An 18697-nucleotide genomic window follows, 5' to 3' on the forward strand; every position below is an offset into this window, starting at 1 on the left:
CATGAGTTCGCACATCTCGCATTGGATCGGCGGGCGACTCACTCCTGGCGCCTCCGGCCGCACCGCCCCTGTTTTCAACCCAGCCACCGGGCTTCAGTCCGGCGTGGTCGACCTCGCCGACGCCGGCGAAATCGCGCTCGCAGTGAGCTCAGCCAAGGCGGCGGCGGCCGCGTGGCGTCGCTCGTCCCTGTCGCGCCGCTCGGCGGTGCTGTTCGCTTTTCGGGAGCTGCTGCACGCGAGGACGGCGGAGCTGGCCGAGCTGATCACACACGAACACGGCAAGGTGCGCTCGGACGCCGCCGGTGAGATCGCGCGCGGCTTGGAGAACGTGGAATTCGCGTGCGGCATACCGCAGCTGCTCAAAGGGGACTTCTCCGAGCAGGCGTCGACCGGCATCGACGTGTACTCGATCCGCCAGCCCCTGGGCGTGGTCGCCGGGATCACGCCGTTCAACTTCCCGGCCATGGTCCCGCTGTGGATGTGCGCGAACGCGATTGCCTGCGGGAATGCGTTCATCCTCAAGCCGAGCGAGAAAGACCCGTCCGCGTCGCTGTTCCTCGCCCGGTTGTGGCAGGAGGCAGGCCTGCCGGACGGCGTGTTCACCGTGCTGCAGGGCGACAAGGAGGCGGTGGACGGACTCCTGAGCCACCCCGACATCTCCGCGGTGAGCTTCGTCGGCTCGACGCCGATCGCGCAGCACGTCTACACAACGGGCACCGCCAACGGCAAACGGGTCCAAGCGCTCGGCGGTGCGAAGAACCACATGGTGGTGCTTCCCGATGCCGACATCGACCTGGCGGCTGACGCCGCCGTATCGGCCGCCTACGGCTCGGCCGGCGAGCGGTGCATGGCGATCGCGGTGGCCGTGGCGGTGGGTGACTGCGGCGACCGGCTCACGGAGGCCATCGCGGCGCGGCTGCCGAAGCTGCGAATCGGCCCCGGCACAGACCCGGACGCCGAGATGGGACCGCTGATCACGCGCGAGCACCGCGACCGCGTGCGGGACTACGTCGCGCAGGGCGTTGAGTCCGGTGCGACCGTTGTCGTCGACGGTCGTGCCGCCGATGTGCCACGGGCGGGCTTCTTCCTCGGCGTGACCCTCCTCGACCACGTCACGCCCGACATGCGTGTGTACACCGACGAAATCTTCGGTCCCGTGTTGTGCGTTGTGCGCGCGAAGTCGTTCACGGAGGCTATTGACCTGGTCAATAGCCACGAGTTCGGCAACGGCGTGGCGATCTACACTCGCGACGGCGGCGCCGCCCGCGAGTTCCAGTACGAGGTCCAGGCCGGCATGGTCGGTGTCAACGTGCCGATCCCGGTTCCGGTGGCCTACCACTCATTCGGCGGATGGAAGGCGTCGCTGTTCGGCGACACTCACATGTACGGCCCGGACGGGATCCACTTCTACACCCGCGGCAAGGTCGTCACCTCGCGCTGGCCGGATCCGGCGACGTCCACAATCGACCTCGGTTTCCCGCAGACACGTTGATGCTCCGTACTCACATGATGGACGGATAGCGAGCGGATGCCTTGTGCGCCATGGCGCCTCCTGCCGAAAGCGGCCCATTAGTATTGAAACTCAAGCTATTGGGCGGCGGACGTCGCTCGCGGGAGGAGATCGCATGGCTGGCCCGCTGCACGGGCTGCGCGTCGTCGAGCTGGCCGGCATCGGGCCGGGTCCGTTCGCCGCGATGCTGCTCGCCGACCTCGGCGCCGACGTGGTCCGGGTCGACCGGGTCGGCGCCGCCTCGCCGGTCGGCGTCGAGGCCGCCGGTGACCTGCTCAACCGGGGCAAGCGCTCGATCGCCGTCGACCTCAAGCAGCCCGCCGGTGTCCAGACCGTGCTCGCCCTCGCCGCCCGCGCCCACGTGCTCTTCGAGGGCTGGCGGCCCGGCGTCGCCGAGCGGCTCGGCGTCGGCCCGGACACGGTCCTGGCCCGCAACCCCGCGCTCGTCTACGGCCGGATGACCGGCTGGGGCCAGCACGGCCCGCTGGCCGCCACCGCCGGTCACGACATCGACTACATCGCCCTCGCCGGGGCGCTCGACCCGATCGGCCCGGCCGGCGGCCCGCCACAGATCCCGGTCAACCTGGTTGGCGACTTCGGCGGCGGCTCGCTCTACCTGGTCGTCGGGATCCTGGCCGCGCTGCGCGAGGCCGAGCGGACCGGCCGCGGGCAGGTCGTGGACGCCGCGATCGTCGACGGCACCGCACACCTCACCACAATGTTGCACGCCATGCGCACGGCCGGGCTGTGGCAGGACCAGCGGGGCGCGAACCTGCTCGACGGCGGCGCCCCGTTCTACGCCGTGTACGAGACCGCGGACGCCCGGCACATGGCTGTCGGCGCGCTCGAGCCGCAGTTCTTCGCCGAGCTGGTGCGCCGCCTCGGCCTGGACGGCGACCCGGACCTGCCCGGCCAGCTCGACCGCGACCGCTGGCCCGAGCTGCGCCGCCGGTTCGCCGAGCGCTTCGCCACCCGCACCCGCGACGAGTGGACGGCGCACTTCGCCGGCGGCGACGCCTGCGTCACGCCGGTGCTCACCCCCGGCGAGGCCACCCGCGACCGGCACCTCGCCGCCCGGGGCACGTTCGTCGAGCGGCACGGCACGCTCCAGCCAGCACCGGCGCCCCGTTTCTCGGCCACCCCGGCCGAGCTGACCACCCCGCCGCCAGTGCCGGGCGAGCACAGCCGCCAGATCCTCGCCGACTGGGGCGTCGAGGACGCCGACGTCCTGCTCGCCTCGGCCGCGATCCACGACGCCACCCGGATGGAAGTCCGCTGACACGCGACTCGCCAAGCGCCTGGGTCGTCGAGCACCCGCCAGTTCGGTCTCAGAGCAGCTCGAGCAGGGTCGCGTTGGCCTGTCCGCCACCCTCGCACATCGTTTGCAGCCCGTACCTGACGTCGCTGTCGCGCATGTGATGGAGCATGGTCGTCATCAGGCGGGCGCCGCTGCCACCGAGCGGATGGCCCAGCGCGATCGCACCCCCGAGCGGGTTCACCCGCTCCGGCCGGGCGCCGAACTCGGCCATCCAGGCCAGGACCACCGACGCGAACGCCTCGTTGATCTCGACGACGCCGATGTCCTCCAGCGACAGGCCGGTGCGCTTCAGCAGCCGGTGGGTCGCCGGGATGGGCCCGGTCAGCATGGGCATGGGTGCCGACCCGACCACTACGGACGTGTGTATCCGGGCTACCGGCCGCAGGCCCAGCTCGGCGGCCTTGTCCGACGTGGTGATGAGCAGAGCGGCCGCCCCGTCGCTGATCTGCGAGGCGTTACCGGCAGTGACGACGCCGTCCGCCCGGAACGCCGGGCGCAGCTGGCTCATCGCCTCGATGCTGCCACCGCGCCGGATGCCCTCGTCCTGGCTGACCACGGTGCCGTCCTCGATCGCCACCGGCACGATCTGGCCGGAGAACCGGCCCTCGTCGGTGGCGGCCGCGGCCCGGGCGTGCGACTCGAGGCTGAACTCGTCCAGCTGGGTACGGGACAGTCCCCACTCCCGGGCGATCAGCTCCGCGCCGATGCCCTGGTTGGGGAACTCGGCGCCGTACCGCTCGACGTAGCGGCGTCCGAGCGGGGAGCCTCCGGCCTGGGAGGCGCCCATCGGTACCCGCGACATGACCTCCACCCCGCCGGCCACGGCCACCTCGTAGTGGCCCGCGATCACACCGGCCGCCGCGAACGAGACGGCCTGCTGGGACGATCCGCATTGCCGGTCGATGGTGACGCCGGGAATGTGCTCCGGCCACCCCGCGGACAGCACCGAGGTGCGCGCGATGTCGAAGGACTGCTCCCCGACCTGGCCGACGCACCCCCAGATCACGTCGTCGACGACGCCCGGGTCGATACCGGCCCGATCGCTCAGCGCCCGCAGTACCAGTGCGGAGAGGTCGGCGGGGTGGACGCCGGACAGGCCGCCGCCGCGCTTACCGATCGGCGTGCGGACTGCTTCGACGATGACTGCGTCTCTCATGACGGTACGTCCTCCTCGTAGGTCGGCGGATCAGCGCGGCGCCATCCGGAGGGCGCCGTCCATGCGGATGACCTCGCCGTTGAGGTAGTCGTGGTGGATGATGGCCAGCGCGAGCTGGGCGTACTCGTCGGGCCGGGCGAGACGCCGCGGGAACGGCACGCCGGCGGCGAGCCCCTGGCGGAACTCCTCGGAGACGGTGGCCAGCATCGGGGTCTCGACGATGCCCGGCGCGATGGTGTTGACCCGGATGCCGTGCTGGGCGAGGTCGCGCGCCGCGGGCAGGGTCAGGCCGACGATGCCGCCCTTGGACGACGAGTACGCGGCCTGGCCGACCTGGCCTTCGTAGGCGGCGACGGAGGCGGTGTTGATGATGACGCCGCGCTGCCCGTGCTCGTCCGGCTCGGTCCCGGCGATCGCCTCGGCGGCCAGGGCGAGGACGTTGAAGGACCCGATGAGGTTGACCTGCACGACGCGTGCATAGAGGTCGAGGTCGTGCACGCCGCCGCGGCCGAGGATCCGCATGGACGGGCCGATGCCCGCGCAGTTGACGACCGTGCGCAACGGCAGGCCGGCACCGGCGGTCGCGACGGCGGCACGGACCTCCTCGTGGGAGGTGACGTCGGTGGCGAGGTACTCGACCCCGGGCAGCCGAGCCGCCGTGTCGATGCTCTGCTGGAGGTCGAGCGCGAAGACCCTCGCGCCCTCCTTGGCCAGCGCTTCGGCGGTCGCGGCGCCCAGGCCGGAGGCCCCGCCGGTGACGATGGCTGCCGTGTCGGCGACCTGCATCAGTCCTTCTCCCTTTTGGCGATGGTGATCGTCGCGGTGCCGTTCGTCGCGAGTGCGCGGCCGACGACCATCCGCTGGATCTGGTTGGTTCCCTCGAAAATCTGCATGACCTTCGCTTCGCGCATGTAGCGCTCGACCGGGAAGTCCCGGGTGTAACCGTAGCCGCCGAAGACCTGCACGGCGTCGGTGGTGACCTTCATGGCGTTGTCGGTGGCGACCAGCTTGGCGATCGATGCCTCGCGGCTGAACGGCAGGCCCTGGTCTTTCAAGCGTGCCGCATGAAGGGTCATCGCGCGGGCGGTCTGGACGGCCGCCTCCATGTCGGCGAGCAGGAAGGCGAGGCCCTGATGCTCGATGATCGGCCGGCCGAAGGTGGTGCGCTCCTTCGCGTACGCCACGGCCAGGTCCAGGGCACCTTGGGCGAGGCCCGTGGCGACGGCCGCGATGCCGAGCCGGCCGGAGTCGAGGGCGGCGAACGCGATCTTGAGGCCATCGCCCTCGGCGCCGATCCGGCGGCCGGCGGGGACCCGCACGTGGTCCAGGCGCAACGTGGCGGTCGGGGACCCGGTGAGGCCCATCTTGCGTTCGGGCGGGTCGGCGCTCAGCCCCGCGGCGTCGGCCGGGACCAGGAAGCACGAGATGCCCTTGCGCTCGTCCGAGGTGCGCGCCATCACCTGGTAGAAGTCGGCGTGCCCGCCGTGGGTGGTCCACGCCTTCGCGCCGTTGAGCACGTAGTCGTCGCCGTCACGCACGGCGCGCGTCGTCATGGCGGCCGGATCGGAGCCGGCGTTCGGTTCGCTGAGGCAGTAGGCCCCGAGGAGGCTCCCGCCGAGCATGTCCGGCAGCCATCGCTGCCGCTGCTCCTGGGTGCCGAAGTTGACGAGCCCGAAGCAGGACAGCGCGTGCACGCTCGTGCCCACGCCGACGCTGGACCAGACCCTGGCGACCTCCTCGAGCACCTGCAGGTAGACCTCGTAGGGCTGACCGCCGCCGCCGTACTGCTCCGGATATGGCAGGCCGAGGACGCCGATCGCGCCGAGCGTCCGGAACACGTCGCGCGGGAACTCCCCGTCCGCCTCGGCCCTCGCGACCCTTGGCGCCAGTTCCTTGTCGGCCAGGTCACGGGCGACCTTGATCAGGTCGGCGCTCTCGCTGCTGGGCATGACACGTGATGCGGGCATCGAATATCCTTGGGAGTACGAGAACAAGTACTAGGGTATCAGATACAGTACTCAACATGATGCCCTGCCGTAGGGTCTGTGCCATGCCATCGTCCGAGAAACCTCGCCGTCGCGAGGAGATGCTGGTCCAGCTCCGCGAGTTGTTCCTGGCCGAAGGGTTCGCGTCCTTCGGCGTCGGCGACCTGGCGGAGCGGCTGCGCTGCTCGAGGACCACGCTGTACGCCGTGGCGCCCAGCAAGGAGCAGATCGTGGTGGCGGCCGTTCGCTCGTTCTTCAGGACGGCGGCCGAGCGCATCGAGGCCAGGGTCGGCGCCTCGGATGATCCCGCACGGCAACTGGCGATCTACATGGAGGCCGTGGCGGCGGAGCTCCAGCCGGCCTCGGCCGTGTTCTTCGCGGACGTGGCCGAGTTCGGTCCGGCCAATGAGGTGTACCAGGAGAACACGCAGTACGCGGCACGGCGGGTCCAGGATCTCGTGACCGAGGGCGTCAAGGCCGGGGTGCTGCGGCCGATCCACGCCTCGTTCGTGGGCGCCGCGGTGGCCGAGGTGATGAGCTCCATTCAGCGTGGCGCGATCCAGGCGGCCACCGGGCTCGACGCGGCGCAGGCCTACCGTCACCTTGCCGACCTGGTCATCACCAGCCTGACGGAGCGGACGGAGAGAGCACTCTGATGCGCGAGACCATCGGCACGCCGGCGCCTGCGGTGCGAAGTGACATCGCGGAGGGCGTGGCGACGATCGAGTTCAACCGGCCGGAGTCCGCCAACGCGCTGGATCTTCCCATGGCGGTGGCGCTGCGCGAGGCCGTGGAAGCCGTCTCGCGTGATCCCGGCGTCCGCTGCGTGCTGATGCTCGGCCGGGGCCGGAACTTCTGCGCCGGCGGTGACGTCGCGGCGATGAGCGGCGCCGCGGATCGGCACGCCTACGTACTGGACCTGGCCAGGACGGCACACCGCAGCGTGCTGGCCCTCGCCGAGCTGGACGTTCCCGTGGTCGCCGCCGTCCAGGGCGCCGCCGCCGGCGCCGGGCTGGCCCTCACCCTGGTCGCCGACGTCGTCCTCGCCGGCGAGTCGGCGCGGTTCCTGACGGCGTACACGCAGGCGGGGCTGACGCCGGACTGCGGAACGTCCTGGCTCCTGCCCCAGGTCGTGGGCCTGCGCCGGGCGCTCGCCCTCACGCTGACCGATCGCCGCCTCGGCGCGCAGGAGGCCGCCGACTGGGGGCTGGTCACCGGCGTCTGCCCCGACGAGGAGGTCACGGATTCGGCCCGCCGGCTCGCGCTCCGCCTGGCGTCGGGGCCGGTCCCCGCGCTCGGCCGGACACGGCGCCTGCTGCGTGACGCCTCGCGGCGTTCGCTGGCCGAGCAGCTGGACGTCGAGGCGGCGTCGATCGCCGAGGCCAGCATGTCCCCCGCCGCCGACGCCCGGCTCGCCGCCTTCGTCAGCAAGAGCCAGAAGGTCGGCGAGGGCCAGCAGTAGGTTCAGCATCGACCGGTCAGATCGCGGCGGACGCCGGCGCCAGGAGGCCCGGCAAGCGGTCGCGGATGATCTCCTCGGCACCGGCGATGATGCCGTTCACCACGTTCTCGCAGCTGTCGACGTCCTCGATGAGGCCCTGCGCCTGACTGGCCCACCACATCCCGTCCTGCATGGCACCCGCCGCCAGGACGCGCTCGCGGCCCCGCGCCCCCGAGGCGAGATGGGCGACATCGGCGAAGGCGGCGCCGGGCTGCCGTGAGATCTGGGCGATCTCCTCCGACACGGCGTTGCGCGCCACGCGGGCGGAGTTGCCGAACTCGCGGAAGACGATTGTGGTGTCACGCTCGCAGTTCGCGACGATCTGCTGCTTGACGTTGTCGTGGATGGGCGCCTCCGTCGTCGCCATGAAGCGCGTGCCCATGTTCGCCGCGCACGCGCCGAGGGACAGCGCGGCCACGAGGCCGGCGCCGGTGGCGATGCCGCCGCTGGCGATGACGGGGATGCTGAGCGCACGACTCGCGGCCGCGATCAGGACGAGTCCGCCGATGTCGTCCTCGCCCGGGTGACCGGCGCACTCGAACCCGTCGATGCTCACCGCGTCGACCCCGAGTGCCTGCGCCTTGACGGCGTGGCGCACGGAGACCGCCTTGTGAATGACCTTCACGCCGGCCGCCTTGAAGTGCTCCAGGTGCGGCTTCGGGTTGCTGCCGGCCGTTTCGACCACGCCGATGCCCGACTCGATGATCACCGCCCGATACTCCTCGTAGGGAACCGGGCGGATCGTCGGCAGGATGGTGAGGTTGACGCCGAACGGCTGGTCCGTCAGCTCGCGCGTGCGCTCGATCTCCAGCGCAAGCGCTTCGGGGGTCGGCTGGGTCAGCGCGGTCAGGAACCCCAGAGCGCCGGCCTCGGCGACGGCCGAGATCAGGCCGGCCGTGCCGAGTCCGGTCATGCCCCCGCACAGCAGCGGATGCCGCACGCCGAAGGTCTCCGTGAAGACAGTTCTGATCATGTTGAGAACGGCTTTCGCTTCAATGGCTGTGATACCAAAAACAGTACTACAGTACTCTATTCAGTATCAACGGCAGCGCCGGCGAGCCGCGCCAGCGTCCGCGCGATCGACGCCGCCCGACCGGCGGCAGCACGCGACTCCTCGTCGGCGACCGTGGACAAGGCCTCCGGCGCGTACAGGCCGAGTCGTGTTCCGTCGAAGCGGAAGATCCTGCCGGTGACGTCGCGCGTGGCATCGCTCAGCAGGGCCACGACGGCCGGCGCCACGTCTTCGGGCGCTCCCAGCGCGGGGCGGTCGGGCCGGGCATCGATCGCCGCCATGCCGGTCCGCGCCAGCGGCGAGATGGCGTTGACCCGTATTCCGGCGGGCGCGCACTCGAGCGCCCAGCCCGCGGTCATGGCGGCCACCGCCCCCTTGGTGGCGCCGTAGGCGCTCATGCCGGGGATGCCGAACCGGGAGCCCGAGACGACCGTGACGATGGAGCCGCCCGTGCCCTGCCGGAGCATGGCACGCATGGCGTGGATCGCGCAGAACTGCACGCCGAGCACGTTGATCTCCACGATGCGCCGCAGCTGCGACTCGTCCTCCTCCCAGGGCGCGGCGTGATGGGTGACCCCGGCGTTGGCCACCAGTCCGTCGAGGCGACCGAACCGTCGCTGCGCCGTGTCGGCCAGCCGGGCGGCCGTCGACCACGATCCGACCGAGCCGGGTTCCGCGACCGCGTGGCCGCCGGTGGCGGTGAGCTCCTCGACGACGGCGAGCGCGGCCTGCTCGTCCACGTCGTTGACGACGACGTTCGCCCCGTGGGCCGCGCACGCGTGTGCGTATGCGCGGCCCAGGCCCGTTCCGGCGCCGGTGACGATGACGCAGCGCCCGTCCAGGAGACGAGCCATCAGCCGGCGTCCGGGCCGAACAGCTCGGCGAGCGCCGCCTTGTTGATCTTTCCGGTCGGGTTCGTCGGCAGGGCCCGTACGACCCTCAGCAGCTCCGGCTGCTTCTGGCGGGCCAGGCCCTGACCGGTCACGGCCCGGCCGATCTCCTCGAGGGTCCAGTCGTCGCGCCGCGAGACGATGGCGGCGCCGATGCGCTCACCGAGCCGGCCGCCGGGCACCGCGACGATCGCGACGGCGTCGATCTCGGGATGCTTGCCGATGGCTTCCTCGATCTCGCGGGTGCTGAACTTCTCCCCGCCGCGGTTGATGATGTCCTTGATGCGCCCCGAGATCCGCACCTGTCCGTCGCGTGCCAACGAACCGAGGTCCCCGGTCCGCAACCACCCCCCGGGCGTGAACGCGGGCGCGTTGAGCTCCTCCCGGGCGTAGCCGAGCATCATCTCGGGGCCGCGCAGCAGCAGCTCCCCGACATCGCCCGGCTCGACGGCCTGCCCCGCGGCGTCCACGACCCGCAGCTGCACGCCCGGGGCGAGGTGGCCGTCGGTCTCCGCCCGGTGCTCGAGTGGATCCAGCTCGTTGGCGAGCGTCGCCGTCGGGAGTTCGGTCATGCCCCAGGCCCGGTACGCCGCGATGCCGAGCTCCCCGGCCCGCGCGATGAGCGCGGGTTGGACGGCCGCTCCCCCGCAGCAGTACTGGCGCAGCGACGACCGATCGTGCCCCGCCGAAGCGTAGGCGTCGAGCAGCTCCCGCAGGAATGGTGTGGCGCCGGCCATGTAGGTCGCCTGTGTACGGTCGGCCAACTCGACGCACGCTGCGGGGTCCCAGCGCTCCATCAGCACCGCGGCGGCCCCCACCCGGGCGGGGATCATGAACCCTTGCAGCAGGCCCGTGATGTGCGTCATGGGCGAGGCCATCACCATGCGGTCCCGGAACGTCAGCCCCCACTCCGCGATGGTCGTGCGCAGCTCGTGCTGGAGGCCCGCCACGGAGTGGACCACGCCCTTGGGCTCGGACTCGGTGCCCGAGGTGAACAGCACGAGGCATGGATCCGCCGGCCCGGCGGGCTCGACGCCCGAGGGCAGGGAGCCGCTGCCGGCCGAGTCGGCGCAGCGCCAACCGGCCGCGCGGCCACCGACGATCAGCCGGGCGGCGGGCTCATGGCCGATGCTGCGAAGCGCCTCGTCGAACTCGTCCGGATAGTCGCGGCGGGCATCGGCGGCATGGACGATGACGGCCGCCGGTCGCACCTGGTCGAGCGCGCCGAGGATCTCGCGCGGGCCGTAGAGCGGCACGATCGGACTGCTGATCGCACCGATGCGCCAGATCGCGGCCGCGGCGGCGACGGCCCCAGCGCCGGTCGGCAGCATCCAGGAAACCGCGTCGCCCGGCTGCACGCCGCCGTCGAGGAGGGTTCGGGCGATCGCGGCGGAGCCGGCGGCAAGCGCGGCGAAGCTCGTCTCCCCCTCGGACGTGATGACCGCCGGTCGGTCCGGCCATCGCGCCGCCCCCTGCTCCAGGAGGTGCCCGATCCGCTCATCGGTGAGGAAACCCTGCCGGCGCCACGCCTGCGCGACGTCGGGTGCGACGATTCGCCGCCGGCCGCTCCAGTCAGCCACCCTCATTGCTGCGTCCACCGCGCCGGGCGCTTCTCCAGGAACGCCGCCGGCCCTTCGAGCGCGTCCGGATGCGAACGGTGCCGCCGGATCAGCTCCCAGCCGAGGTCGAGGTCGGTGGCGATGCGGCGCTCATCGAACGTGCGCAGGACGCGCCGGCTGAGCCGCACGGCCTCCGGCGAGTTCTTCGCGATCATCCCGGCGAGCTCCAGGCCCCGGTCCCGCAGCGTCGCGGGATCGACCACCTCGGAGACGAGGCCGGCCCGCTCGGCCTGCTCGGCGGAGAGCGATTCGTACCGCCCGAGCAGCACGAGGCGCGTCAGGATGTCCGGACGCATCCTCAGGCGCAGCTGCAGCGGCTCGAGCGCCGAAACCTGCCCGACGCTGACGTGCGGGTCCAGGAAGCGGGCCGCGGACGACGCGATGCAGATGTCGGCGTCGGCGACGAAGTGCAGACCGCCGCCGGCGCAGGCCCCGTTCACGGCCGCGATCACCGGGACCTCCACGTGCGTCCCCGGCAGGAAGTCGAGCTCGGCCGCCGCGGTGTCACCCACCCGGGTGCGCGGCGCCGAGAGCATGCCCGCGTCAGCGCCGCCGCAGAAGGCCTTGCCGGCGCCCGTGAGCACTACCGAACGCAGCCCCGGCGTCCCGGCCGCGGCCCGCCACAGGCTCGCCAGCGCATCCATCAGTTCGTCGTTGAGAGCGTTGGCCGCCTGCGGGCGATTGAGGGTCACCAGCAGCGTGCCGTCAATGACCCTGCTGAGCACCACTCCCTCCGCGCGTTCCAGGTCCGCTCTGTCCCGCTCGCTCGACACCGGCGCCTCCTCACGGCGCTTCCCGCGCCTTCCCTTGACTATCGTCCAAATCATATATACGTTTTTGCGCCATGCGGAAGAGGGACGTCACGTCAAGCGCTCGGAGGGAGGCCCCGTATGCATGACTTTCTCCAGTCGGTCCTCGTGCCGGGCCTGACCGACGGCGCGATCTATGGGTTAGTCGCGGTGGGTTTCGCCACGCTCTTCTCAACGACCGGGGTCATCAACTTCGCGCACGGCCAGATGGTCATGTTGATGCCCATGTCGGTGCTCGTGGCGATGCAGGCCGGCCTGCCGACCTGGCTTGCGTACGTCGTCGCGCTGGTGGTGATGGTCGGGGTGGCCCTCACGGTCGAGTGGTCCGCGGTGCGACCGTTCGTGCAGTCGGGCCAGTCCGTCTCGTGGCTGCTCTCGACACTGGCCGTGAGCGTGATTCTGGCCGAACTGCTGGCCATCCCGTACAACGGGGAGTCCCGCAACTTCAAGCACGGTGTCAGCGCACACCGGTTCGACCTGGCGGGCATCGGCGTGTCGCCCGCCGAGCTCGCGTCGATCGCCGCGCTGTTCGTCGTGACCGGGCTGCTCGTCGGCTTCTACCGGTACACGCGCATCGGGCTCGAGCTGCGCGCCATCGCCGACGATCTCGACGGCGCGGAGGCGGTCGGGATCTCCCGCGCCCGCGCCTCGCAGATCGCCATGACGCTTTCCGCGCTGGTCGCCGCGGTCACCGGCGTGCTGGTCGCCTCGACCCAGCTCGTCACGCCGTCGCTGGGACTGTCCTATACGTTCTACGGCTTCGTGGCCACCGCGATCGGCGGCATGGGCAGCATCGGGGGAGCCCTGGTCGGCGGCCTCATCGTCGGCGTCCTGAGCCAGGCGATGGGCGTGTACGTCGGCAGCCTCGTCGTGAACCTCGCGGTGTTCGCCCTGCTGCTGGTCGTCTACGTGATCCGCCCACACGGTCTGTTCGGCGCCGCGCCGGTGCGGGCGGTCTGATGGTGCACAAGCTGCTCGAGAAGCCGGCCCGGGCGCTGGATCCCGTGTCGCGAGCGCTGCGCGGCGGCATGGAGCGAACCCGCGAGGCCGTGCCGTCCCCCGTCCGCAGCGTGCTCGCGGCGCCGGGCCTGCACAGCCTGCTGATGGCGGCCGTGGCGCTGGTCCTGCTCGTCGCGTGGGGCCCGCAGTCGTACAACGGTTACGTCCTGCAGCTGATCTGCCTGTACGCCGTGGCCACCCTGGGCCTCAACATCACCACCGGATACGCGGGCGCACTGTCCCTGGGCCAGGGCGCCTCGTTCGCCATCGGCGCGTACGTCACCGCCATCCTGGTGGCATCGCACGGATGGCCGTTCTGGGCCGCCATCCCGCTCGCGGTCCTGGGCGGGCTCGTCGCCGGCGCGGCGATCGGCTTCCCGGCCGGGCGCTTCGGCGCGATCGGCCTGGCCATGTTGTCGCTCGGCCTGATGCTCGTCGTCAACGACATGCTCATCCAGTTCCGGGACGTGACCGGAGGCAACTCCGGACTGTCCGGCATCGACGCCGGCCTCTGGTTCGACGACGACCCCGTGGAAACGCCGTGGGTCGTCCCCGCCGTCATCGTCGTCGTCGCCGCCCTCTGCTACTGGTTGCACGCCCGGTACCGGGTGTCACGGCTCGGCCGAGCCACCGTCGCGGTTCGCGACGAGCCCATCGGCGCGTCGGCACTGGGCATCTCGGGCTACATCACGAAGGTCGCGGCCTTCGCGGTCGGCTCCGCGCTGGGCGCGCTCAGCGGAGGGCTCTTCGCGATCCTGTCCGCCTACATCTCGCCGGATGCCTTCTCGCCGAACCTCTCCATCCTGTTCCTGGTCATGGTCGTCCTCGGCGGCAGCGGCTCCCGGCTCGGACCGGTGGTCGGCGCGGCGCTGCTGATCCTGATCCCGCTGCGCCTCGACGAGTACCCGCACCTCAACAACCTCCTCTACGGTCTGCTGCTCATCGTCCTCATGCGGCTGCGTCCCCGCGGTCTGTTCAGCCGCTCCGCCGCGCCCGCCAAGCACGCGCTGCGGGAGATCGCCCGCACGCCGCCCATCGAGGTGCCCGAGCGCGCGCCCGGCGCGCCGATCCTGCGACTGACGCAGCTGCGGCGCAGCTTCGGGGGCGTCAACGCCCTCCGCGGCGTGTCGTTCGACCTGGCACGCGGGGAGATCGTGGGCCTCATCGGCCCGAACGGGTCGGGCAAGACGACGCTGCTCAACGTCGTGTGCGGGCACTACCCGCCGACGGCCGGCCAGATCGAGCTGGACGGGGTGGAGATCGGTGGGCAGCGTCCGGCCGCCATCGCCCGGCGCGGCGTCGCCCGCACGTTCCAGACCCCGAAGACGTTCCCCGGCATGAGCATCGAGGAGCATCTCGCACTCGCGGCCGCTCGCGGCGACCGCGAACCGGAACTTCTCCAGGCCTGCCGCCGCGGCTCCCTCGCGCTGCTGGAGATGAGCGGCCTCGACCCGCACGATGCGGCCGCCGTCACCCGGGAAAGCAGGGTCATGAGCCACGGTCAGTTGCGTTTCCTGGAAGCCGCCACCGCCATCAGCGCCTGTCCGCAGGTCCTCCTCCTGGACGAACCGGCCGCGGGACTCTCGGCCTCGGAGATCGAGGGATTCGAGCGGGTCGTGAGCGACGTCGCGGCGGCCGGGGTCGCCGTCATCATCGTCGAGCACCACCTGGAGATGATCAGCCGTCTGGTCGACCGGGTCGTCGTCCTGGACCTCGGAGCCGTCCTCTGGGAGGGGCGGCCCGAGGATCTCCACACCGTCGATGCCGTCCGCGCCGCCTACATGGGTGTGGCATGAACGGCGGGCGGCTGAAGGTGGACGGCCTTCGCGTGCGGTACGGCGGCGTCACCGCGGTCGAGGACCTGTCGCTCACGGTGGAGCCCGGGACGTGCCTGGCCCTGCTGGGCGCGAACGGCGCCGGGAAGACCTCCACGTTGCGTGGCATCGGTGGTCTCGCCGCGGCCGGCGGCGGTATCTGGCTGGACGAGCGTCGCCTCGACACCCTTCCGGCGAGCAAACGGGCCCGTGCGGGCCTGGGCCACGTGCTCGAGGGCAGGCACGTCTTCAAGAGCCTGTCCGTGGCGGAGAACCTCCGCGTGGCGGCGGGCCGGGCACCCCGGCCGTCCGAGGTCGACCCGCTCGAACTGCTGCCCGAACTGCGTGAGCTGATGCCGCGCCCGGCCGGCGGCCTGAGCGGGGGCCAGCAGCAGATGCTGGCCATCGCGCGAGCGGTCGCGGGCGCTCCCCGCGCCATCATGCTCGACGAGCCGACGAACGGGCTCTCGCCCAAGCTGGTCGGACGGACGATCGAGATCCTTGCCGATCTGCGCGACGCCGGCTTCTCCGTGCTGCTGGTGGAGCAGCGCATCGAAGTCGCCCAGAAGCTCGAAGCCGATGTCGTGGTGCTGCGACACGGGCGCGTGGAGCACCGCCTGCACGGGACCGACCCCAGCCTCCCGGACCTGCTGCATGCCGCCTATCTCTCCTGACAAACTCACAGAAAGTACGAGGAAAGCATGGCCACCCTCATAACGAGAGGCGTTGCCGCCGCGACGCTGTGCACGGCGCTCGTCGCCCTCGCCGCGTGCGGCGGCGAGTCCTCCGGCAGCAAGGATGAAGGCTCCGGCTCCACCATCAAGATCGGGTTCGTGGGGGCGCTGACCGGCTCGCTCGCACCGAGCGGTCAGGTGTCGCTCGCGGGGCTCAAGGCCGGCGCCGAGTACGTGGAGCAGCACAACCCCGGCACGAAGATCGAGATCATGCAGAAGGACACCAAGGGCGAGCCGACCGCGGCGGTCGCCGCGACGCGGTCGCTCGCGCAGGAGGGGGTCTCCGCCTTCTACTTCACCACCGAGGCGTTTCCCCCGGTTCAGGACATCCTGAACCAGGTGAAGGTGCCCGGCGACACGGCGGGCGGCATCGGCTCGATCCTGCCGGACGTCGGCGACTCGAAGCGGTACAAGTACGCGTTCAGCACCGGCGCGGGCACCTCGGGCGACACCTCGATCGTGCCCCTGCTCTCGTACGCGGCCTCGGCCGGCAACACGGTGGCGATGCTGGACGACTCGTCGGCGTACGGCACGTCGCAGTCGAAGGACACCCTGGCCCTTGCCAAGAGCCAGTTCCCCAACGTGAAAATCGTGCAGGAGAGCTTCCCCTCCACCGCCTCGGACGTCACCGCACAGCTGTCCAAGCTGCGGGACTCGGGCGCACAGTCGCTCATCGTCTGGTCATACGGCGCTCCGCTGGTCGCCGCCATGTCGAGCCTCAACAAGATCGGCTGGAACCCGCAGATGTCCGGCGTGCTGGGCATCGGCGATCCCGCGACGTCGGAGCTCATCCCGAACGGCATGAAGGGCACCCTCGCCGCCGGCCCCATGGCCAAGACGTTCCTGTCGTCCACGGCGGGCGAGTCCCCCACGGGCATCACCGCGGACTTCGTGAAGCTCTACCTGAAGGCCAAGGGCAAGGACTCCTTCAACGCGCTCGACACGGTGGGCGCCATCTCCTTCGACTGGGTGCTCCTGGTGACCCAGGCGTCGCAGAAGGTCAAGTCGACCGACGCCGACAAGATCAAGCAGCAGCTGGTCTCCGGCGAGGCGCTCCAGGGCGCCAACGGCACGTACAAGTTCGGTGCCGACAAGCGCATCGGGCTCGACGCCGATCAGCTGGGCGTGTTCGTGCCCGCCAAGCCGTGCCCGAACGGCAAGTGCGTCGAAGCCTCCGTCAGCGCGGGGCGATGAATGCCTGAGGAGACCACAGTCGATCTCCGGATGGGATCGCAGGCGGACGACTTGCGCGTCCGCCTGCGGGCCCTGCTCGCCGAGCTCCTCCCCGAGGACTGGACGACGTCCTTCGCCCGCGACCCTTCGGTGCAGTCGGTGGTGGCCGGGGTCACCGAACGCCTCGCGCGCGAAAAGCTCCTGACGCTCAGCTGGCCCAAGGAGTACGGCGGTGCGGAGGCCGACGTCTGGCAGCAGACCGTGCTACGGGAGGAGCTGTGGGCGCACTTCGAGCCGCGCGGCCCGCAGTACATGGGCCTGAACTGGGTCGGGCCGGTGATCATGGAGGTCGGCACGGCGGAGCAGCGGGCCACCCACCTGCCCGCCATCTCGGCCGGGCAGGCCGTGTGGTGCCAGGGGTTCAGCGAGCCCGAGGCCGGCTCGGACCTCGGCGCGCTGCAGCTCAGCGCCCGGCTCGACAACGGCGAGTGGGTGCTGAACGGCCAGAAGATCTGGACCTCCTACGCGGGCTTGGCACAGTGGTGCTTCCTGGCGGCAAGGACCGGCAAGGCGGGCGGGAAACACGACGGCATCACCATCTTCCTGGTCCCCATGGATCGACCGGGCATCACCGTCGTCCCCATCGAGTCGATCATGGGCGAGCAGCATCTCAACGAGGTGTTCTTCGATGACGTCCGGATCGGCGGCGACGCGATTCTGGGTGGCGTCGGCAACGGGTGGGACGTCATCAAGCTGGTGCTGAAGCACGAACGGATCGGTATTCCGCGGTACGCCCGCGACGAGCGTGTACTCGCCGCGCTGGCCGGGCACGCGTCGCTCGAGGAGCCGACGGCGCTGCATTCCTACGCCCGCGCGCTGGTGCACGCCCGCGTGGCCCGCCTGCTCAACTACCGCGCCGTGGCGCTGAACGACGCCAGCCGGCTCACGGACCGCGAGGCCTCCATCGCGCGGCTGGCGTCGATCCAGCTGGACCAGGAGGTGGCGCAGCTGGCGCTGGACCTCGCCGGTGCCGATGCCCTCGCCCCCGACCCGTCGGCCGGTCTGCTGGGACGCGTCGAGGACGTGTTCCGCTACGCACGGTCGGCGACCATCGCGTCCGGGACCATCGAGGTCCAGCGGATGCTCGTCGCCCGATCGTCGATCGAAGGAGCCCGGCATGCGTCGTGACTGGCCGCAGGCGGCGGTCGTCTACCAGGAGAGCGTCACCAAGGCGCTCAAGGCGCTGGGTGGCGTCAACATCGCGCGCGACGCGGAGACGGACCCGGGCCGGCGGCGGACGCTCGTGGCGCCGGCCCTGGACCAGCTCGACCTGCGAACCCTGGATCCCTGGGGCGAGCAGGACGAGTCGGCGGCCGTCGTACTCGGGGTCAAGGCGGCCGGCGCCGTCGTGCTTCCGTGGCCGCTGGTCCACGAACTGGCCCTGGCCCCGCACCTGCGCCGCGAGGCCGACGGCGTCTACCTGTTCGCCGGCGCGACCGGGCGACTCGACCACGCCGACCTGTTCGAGCACGCCGTCGCCGTCGACCTGGTACGCGGCGGCGCCTCCTCGGTCACGGCGAGCCCGCCGCAGCCGGCGCCGCTGGACCCGTTCGCCTCGGGCGTCGTCCTCGGCGCCACCGAACTGGACATCGACGCGCCGCGGACGGTCTCGATGCACCTGCTGCTCGATGCCTTCTGGGTGCTCGGCGCGCTCGGCACGGCCGTCGAACTGGCGGTCCTCCACGCACGCGAGCGGCAGCAGTTCGGAAAGCCGATCGGGAAGTTCGGTGAGATCCGGTGGCGTATCGCGGACATCGCCCTTGCCCTCGACGGGCTCGAGGAACTGACGTTGCACGGGTGGTGGCTCGTTCGGCAGGCCGCGGCAAGGCCCGCGGACCTGCTCGCCCTCCGGGTGCAGATGCTGGAGTCGGCGAACGTCGTGCTGTCCAACGCTCATCAGGTGCTCGGCGCGATGGGCCTGTGCGAAGAGCACGATCTCACCGTGATCGACCGTCACCTCCAGAGCGTCCTGCACCGCCCGGCCGGGCTGATCGCCTCGACGGATCTCCTGGCGCAGGCGGTCGCCAGGGAGGGCTTCGACGGCATCTACCCGGTGCCGGCGCGGCGCTGACCGACAGCGACAGACGCCCGGCCGGGTTTCGACCCGGCCGGGCGTC

17 protein-coding genes are annotated in these 18697 nt (G+C 71.2%); 10 read left to right on the forward strand and 7 right to left on the reverse strand.

Annotated features, from left to right (window positions below; translation table 11 throughout):
• Position 1 precedes the first annotated feature (1 nt).
• Together ACQPY0_RS44070 and ACQPY0_RS44075 are read left to right on the forward strand one after the other, a co-directional pair.
• Positions 2-1492 (forward strand): CoA-acylating methylmalonate-semialdehyde dehydrogenase, encoded by a 1491-nt coding sequence (locus ACQPY0_RS44070; RefSeq protein ID WP_432974865.1) that lies wholly within the window; start codon positions 2-4, stop codon positions 1490-1492.
• Between the two features lie 133 nt (positions 1493-1625).
• Positions 1626-2789: a CaiB/BaiF CoA transferase family protein gene (locus ACQPY0_RS44075; protein WP_432974867.1), complete on the forward strand. Its 1164-nt coding sequence runs from the start codon at positions 1626-1628 to the stop codon at positions 2787-2789.
• Between the two features lie 49 nt (positions 2790-2838).
• On the opposite strand, the gene ACQPY0_RS44080 is transcribed toward ACQPY0_RS44075, so the two are convergent.
• From ACQPY0_RS44080 to ACQPY0_RS44090, 3 genes are read right to left on the reverse strand one after another with little or no spacing between them, the layout of a single operon-like run.
• Entirely contained in the window at positions 2839-3984 is a 1146-nt protein-coding gene (locus ACQPY0_RS44080; protein WP_432974869.1) for a thiolase family protein, read from the reverse strand.
• 30 nt (positions 3985-4014) lie between these two features.
• Complete coding sequence (locus tag ACQPY0_RS44085) at positions 4015-4770, reverse strand: SDR family NAD(P)-dependent oxidoreductase (RefSeq protein ID WP_432974871.1); 756 nt, start codon at positions 4768-4770, stop codon at positions 4015-4017.
• The gene (locus ACQPY0_RS44090) at positions 4770-5951 is read right to left on the reverse strand and encodes an acyl-CoA dehydrogenase family protein (RefSeq protein WP_432974873.1); all 1182 of its coding nucleotides are present in this window, start codon (positions 5949-5951) and stop codon (positions 4770-4772) included. Before ACQPY0_RS44090 ends, ACQPY0_RS44085 begins: the two co-directional genes overlap by 1 nt.
• Before the next feature lie 83 nt (positions 5952-6034).
• Between ACQPY0_RS44090 and ACQPY0_RS44095 the strand changes: the two genes are divergently transcribed.
• Entirely contained in the window at positions 6035-6625 is a 591-nt protein-coding gene (locus ACQPY0_RS44095; RefSeq protein ID WP_432974875.1) for a TetR/AcrR family transcriptional regulator, read from the forward strand.
• A complete protein-coding gene (locus tag ACQPY0_RS44100; protein WP_432974877.1) occupies positions 6625-7431 on the forward strand; it encodes an enoyl-CoA hydratase/isomerase family protein in 807 nt (268 codons plus the stop codon). The genes ACQPY0_RS44095 and ACQPY0_RS44100 overlap by 1 nt, the downstream gene beginning before the upstream one ends.
• Positions 7432-7447: 16 nt before the next feature.
• On the opposite strand, the gene ACQPY0_RS44105 is transcribed toward ACQPY0_RS44100, so the two are convergent.
• The 4 genes from ACQPY0_RS44105 to ACQPY0_RS44120 are packed head-to-tail and all read right to left on the reverse strand — an operon-like array spanning position 7448 to position 11764.
• Entirely contained in the window at positions 7448-8443 is a 996-nt protein-coding gene (locus ACQPY0_RS44105; protein ID WP_432974879.1) for an NAD(P)H-dependent flavin oxidoreductase, read from the reverse strand.
• Between the two features lie 56 nt (positions 8444-8499).
• Positions 8500-9336, reverse strand: a complete 837-nt coding sequence (locus ACQPY0_RS44110) for an SDR family NAD(P)-dependent oxidoreductase (RefSeq protein WP_432974881.1) — start codon at positions 9334-9336, stop codon at positions 8500-8502.
• Entirely contained in the window at positions 9336-10958 is a 1623-nt protein-coding gene (locus tag ACQPY0_RS44115; RefSeq protein WP_432974883.1) for an AMP-binding protein, read from the reverse strand. The genes ACQPY0_RS44110 and ACQPY0_RS44115 overlap by 1 nt, the downstream gene beginning before the upstream one ends.
• Positions 10955-11764 (reverse strand): enoyl-CoA hydratase/isomerase family protein, encoded by an 810-nt coding sequence (locus tag ACQPY0_RS44120; protein ID WP_432974885.1) that lies wholly within the window; start codon positions 11762-11764, stop codon positions 10955-10957. Before ACQPY0_RS44120 ends, ACQPY0_RS44115 begins: the two co-directional genes overlap by 4 nt.
• A 117-nt stretch (positions 11765-11881) precedes the next feature.
• Between ACQPY0_RS44120 and ACQPY0_RS44125 the strand changes: the two genes are divergently transcribed.
• The 6 genes from ACQPY0_RS44125 to ACQPY0_RS44150 are packed head-to-tail and all read left to right on the forward strand — an operon-like array spanning position 11882 to position 18651.
• The gene (locus ACQPY0_RS44125) at positions 11882-12760 is read left to right on the forward strand and encodes a branched-chain amino acid ABC transporter permease (protein WP_432974887.1); all 879 of its coding nucleotides are present in this window, start codon (positions 11882-11884) and stop codon (positions 12758-12760) included.
• The gene (locus tag ACQPY0_RS44130; RefSeq protein WP_432974890.1) at positions 12760-14595 is read left to right on the forward strand and encodes a branched-chain amino acid ABC transporter ATP-binding protein/permease; all 1836 of its coding nucleotides are present in this window, start codon (positions 12760-12762) and stop codon (positions 14593-14595) included. Before ACQPY0_RS44125 ends, ACQPY0_RS44130 begins: the two co-directional genes overlap by 1 nt.
• On the forward strand, positions 14592-15287 hold the full coding sequence (locus ACQPY0_RS44135) for an ABC transporter ATP-binding protein (RefSeq protein WP_432974892.1): 696 nt from the start codon (positions 14592-14594) through the stop codon (positions 15285-15287). The genes ACQPY0_RS44130 and ACQPY0_RS44135 overlap by 4 nt, the downstream gene beginning before the upstream one ends.
• Positions 15288-15314: 27 nt before the next feature.
• Entirely contained in the window at positions 15315-16541 is a 1227-nt protein-coding gene (locus ACQPY0_RS44140) for an ABC transporter substrate-binding protein (RefSeq protein WP_432974894.1), read from the forward strand.
• A 30-nt stretch (positions 16542-16571) separates the two neighbouring features.
• On the forward strand, positions 16572-17708 hold the full coding sequence (locus ACQPY0_RS44145) for an acyl-CoA dehydrogenase family protein (RefSeq protein WP_432974896.1): 1137 nt from the start codon (positions 16572-16574) through the stop codon (positions 17706-17708).
• Positions 17698-18651, forward strand: a complete 954-nt coding sequence (locus tag ACQPY0_RS44150) for an acyl-CoA dehydrogenase family protein (RefSeq protein WP_432974898.1) — start codon at positions 17698-17700, stop codon at positions 18649-18651. The genes ACQPY0_RS44145 and ACQPY0_RS44150 overlap by 11 nt, the downstream gene beginning before the upstream one ends.
• Positions 18652-18697 lie beyond the last annotated feature (46 nt).

This window comes from Dactylosporangium sp. CA-233914 (assembly GCF_050942935.1).
GTDB lineage: Bacteria > Actinomycetota > Actinomycetes > Mycobacteriales > Micromonosporaceae > Dactylosporangium.

Excerpts from the sequence above, each read along its gene's own strand:
- ACQPY0_RS44070 (WP_432974865.1), top strand. The coding sequence starts at position 2 with ATGAGTTCGCACATCTCGCATTGGATCGGCGGGCGACTCACTCCTGGC.
- ACQPY0_RS44075 (WP_432974867.1), top strand. The coding sequence starts at position 1,626 with ATGGCTGGCCCGCTGCACGGGCTGCGCGTCGTCGAGCTGGCCGGCATC.
- ACQPY0_RS44080 (WP_432974869.1), bottom strand. The coding sequence starts at position 3,984 with ATGAGAGACGCAGTCATCGTCGAAGCAGTCCGCACGCCGATCGGTAAG.
- ACQPY0_RS44085 (WP_432974871.1), bottom strand. The coding sequence starts at position 4,770 with ATGCAGGTCGCCGACACGGCAGCCATCGTCACCGGCGGGGCCTCCGGC.
- ACQPY0_RS44090 (WP_432974873.1), bottom strand. The coding sequence starts at position 5,951 with ATGCCCGCATCACGTGTCATGCCCAGCAGCGAGAGCGCCGACCTGATC.
- ACQPY0_RS44095 (WP_432974875.1), top strand. The coding sequence starts at position 6,035 with ATGCCATCGTCCGAGAAACCTCGCCGTCGCGAGGAGATGCTGGTCCAG.
- ACQPY0_RS44100 (WP_432974877.1), top strand. The coding sequence starts at position 6,625 with ATGCGCGAGACCATCGGCACGCCGGCGCCTGCGGTGCGAAGTGACATC.
- ACQPY0_RS44105 (WP_432974879.1), bottom strand. The coding sequence starts at position 8,443 with ATGATCAGAACTGTCTTCACGGAGACCTTCGGCGTGCGGCATCCGCTG.
- ACQPY0_RS44110 (WP_432974881.1), bottom strand. The coding sequence starts at position 9,336 with ATGGCTCGTCTCCTGGACGGGCGCTGCGTCATCGTCACCGGCGCCGGA.
- ACQPY0_RS44115 (WP_432974883.1), bottom strand. The coding sequence starts at position 10,958 with ATGAGGGTGGCTGACTGGAGCGGCCGGCGGCGAATCGTCGCACCCGAC.
- ACQPY0_RS44125 (WP_432974887.1), top strand. The coding sequence starts at position 11,882 with ATGCATGACTTTCTCCAGTCGGTCCTCGTGCCGGGCCTGACCGACGGC.
- ACQPY0_RS44130 (WP_432974890.1), top strand. The coding sequence starts at position 12,760 with ATGGTGCACAAGCTGCTCGAGAAGCCGGCCCGGGCGCTGGATCCCGTG.
- ACQPY0_RS44135 (WP_432974892.1), top strand. The coding sequence starts at position 14,592 with ATGAACGGCGGGCGGCTGAAGGTGGACGGCCTTCGCGTGCGGTACGGC.
- ACQPY0_RS44140 (WP_432974894.1), top strand. The coding sequence starts at position 15,315 with ATGGCCACCCTCATAACGAGAGGCGTTGCCGCCGCGACGCTGTGCACG.
- ACQPY0_RS44145 (WP_432974896.1), top strand. The coding sequence starts at position 16,572 with ATGGGATCGCAGGCGGACGACTTGCGCGTCCGCCTGCGGGCCCTGCTC.
- ACQPY0_RS44150 (WP_432974898.1), top strand. The coding sequence starts at position 17,698 with ATGCGTCGTGACTGGCCGCAGGCGGCGGTCGTCTACCAGGAGAGCGTC.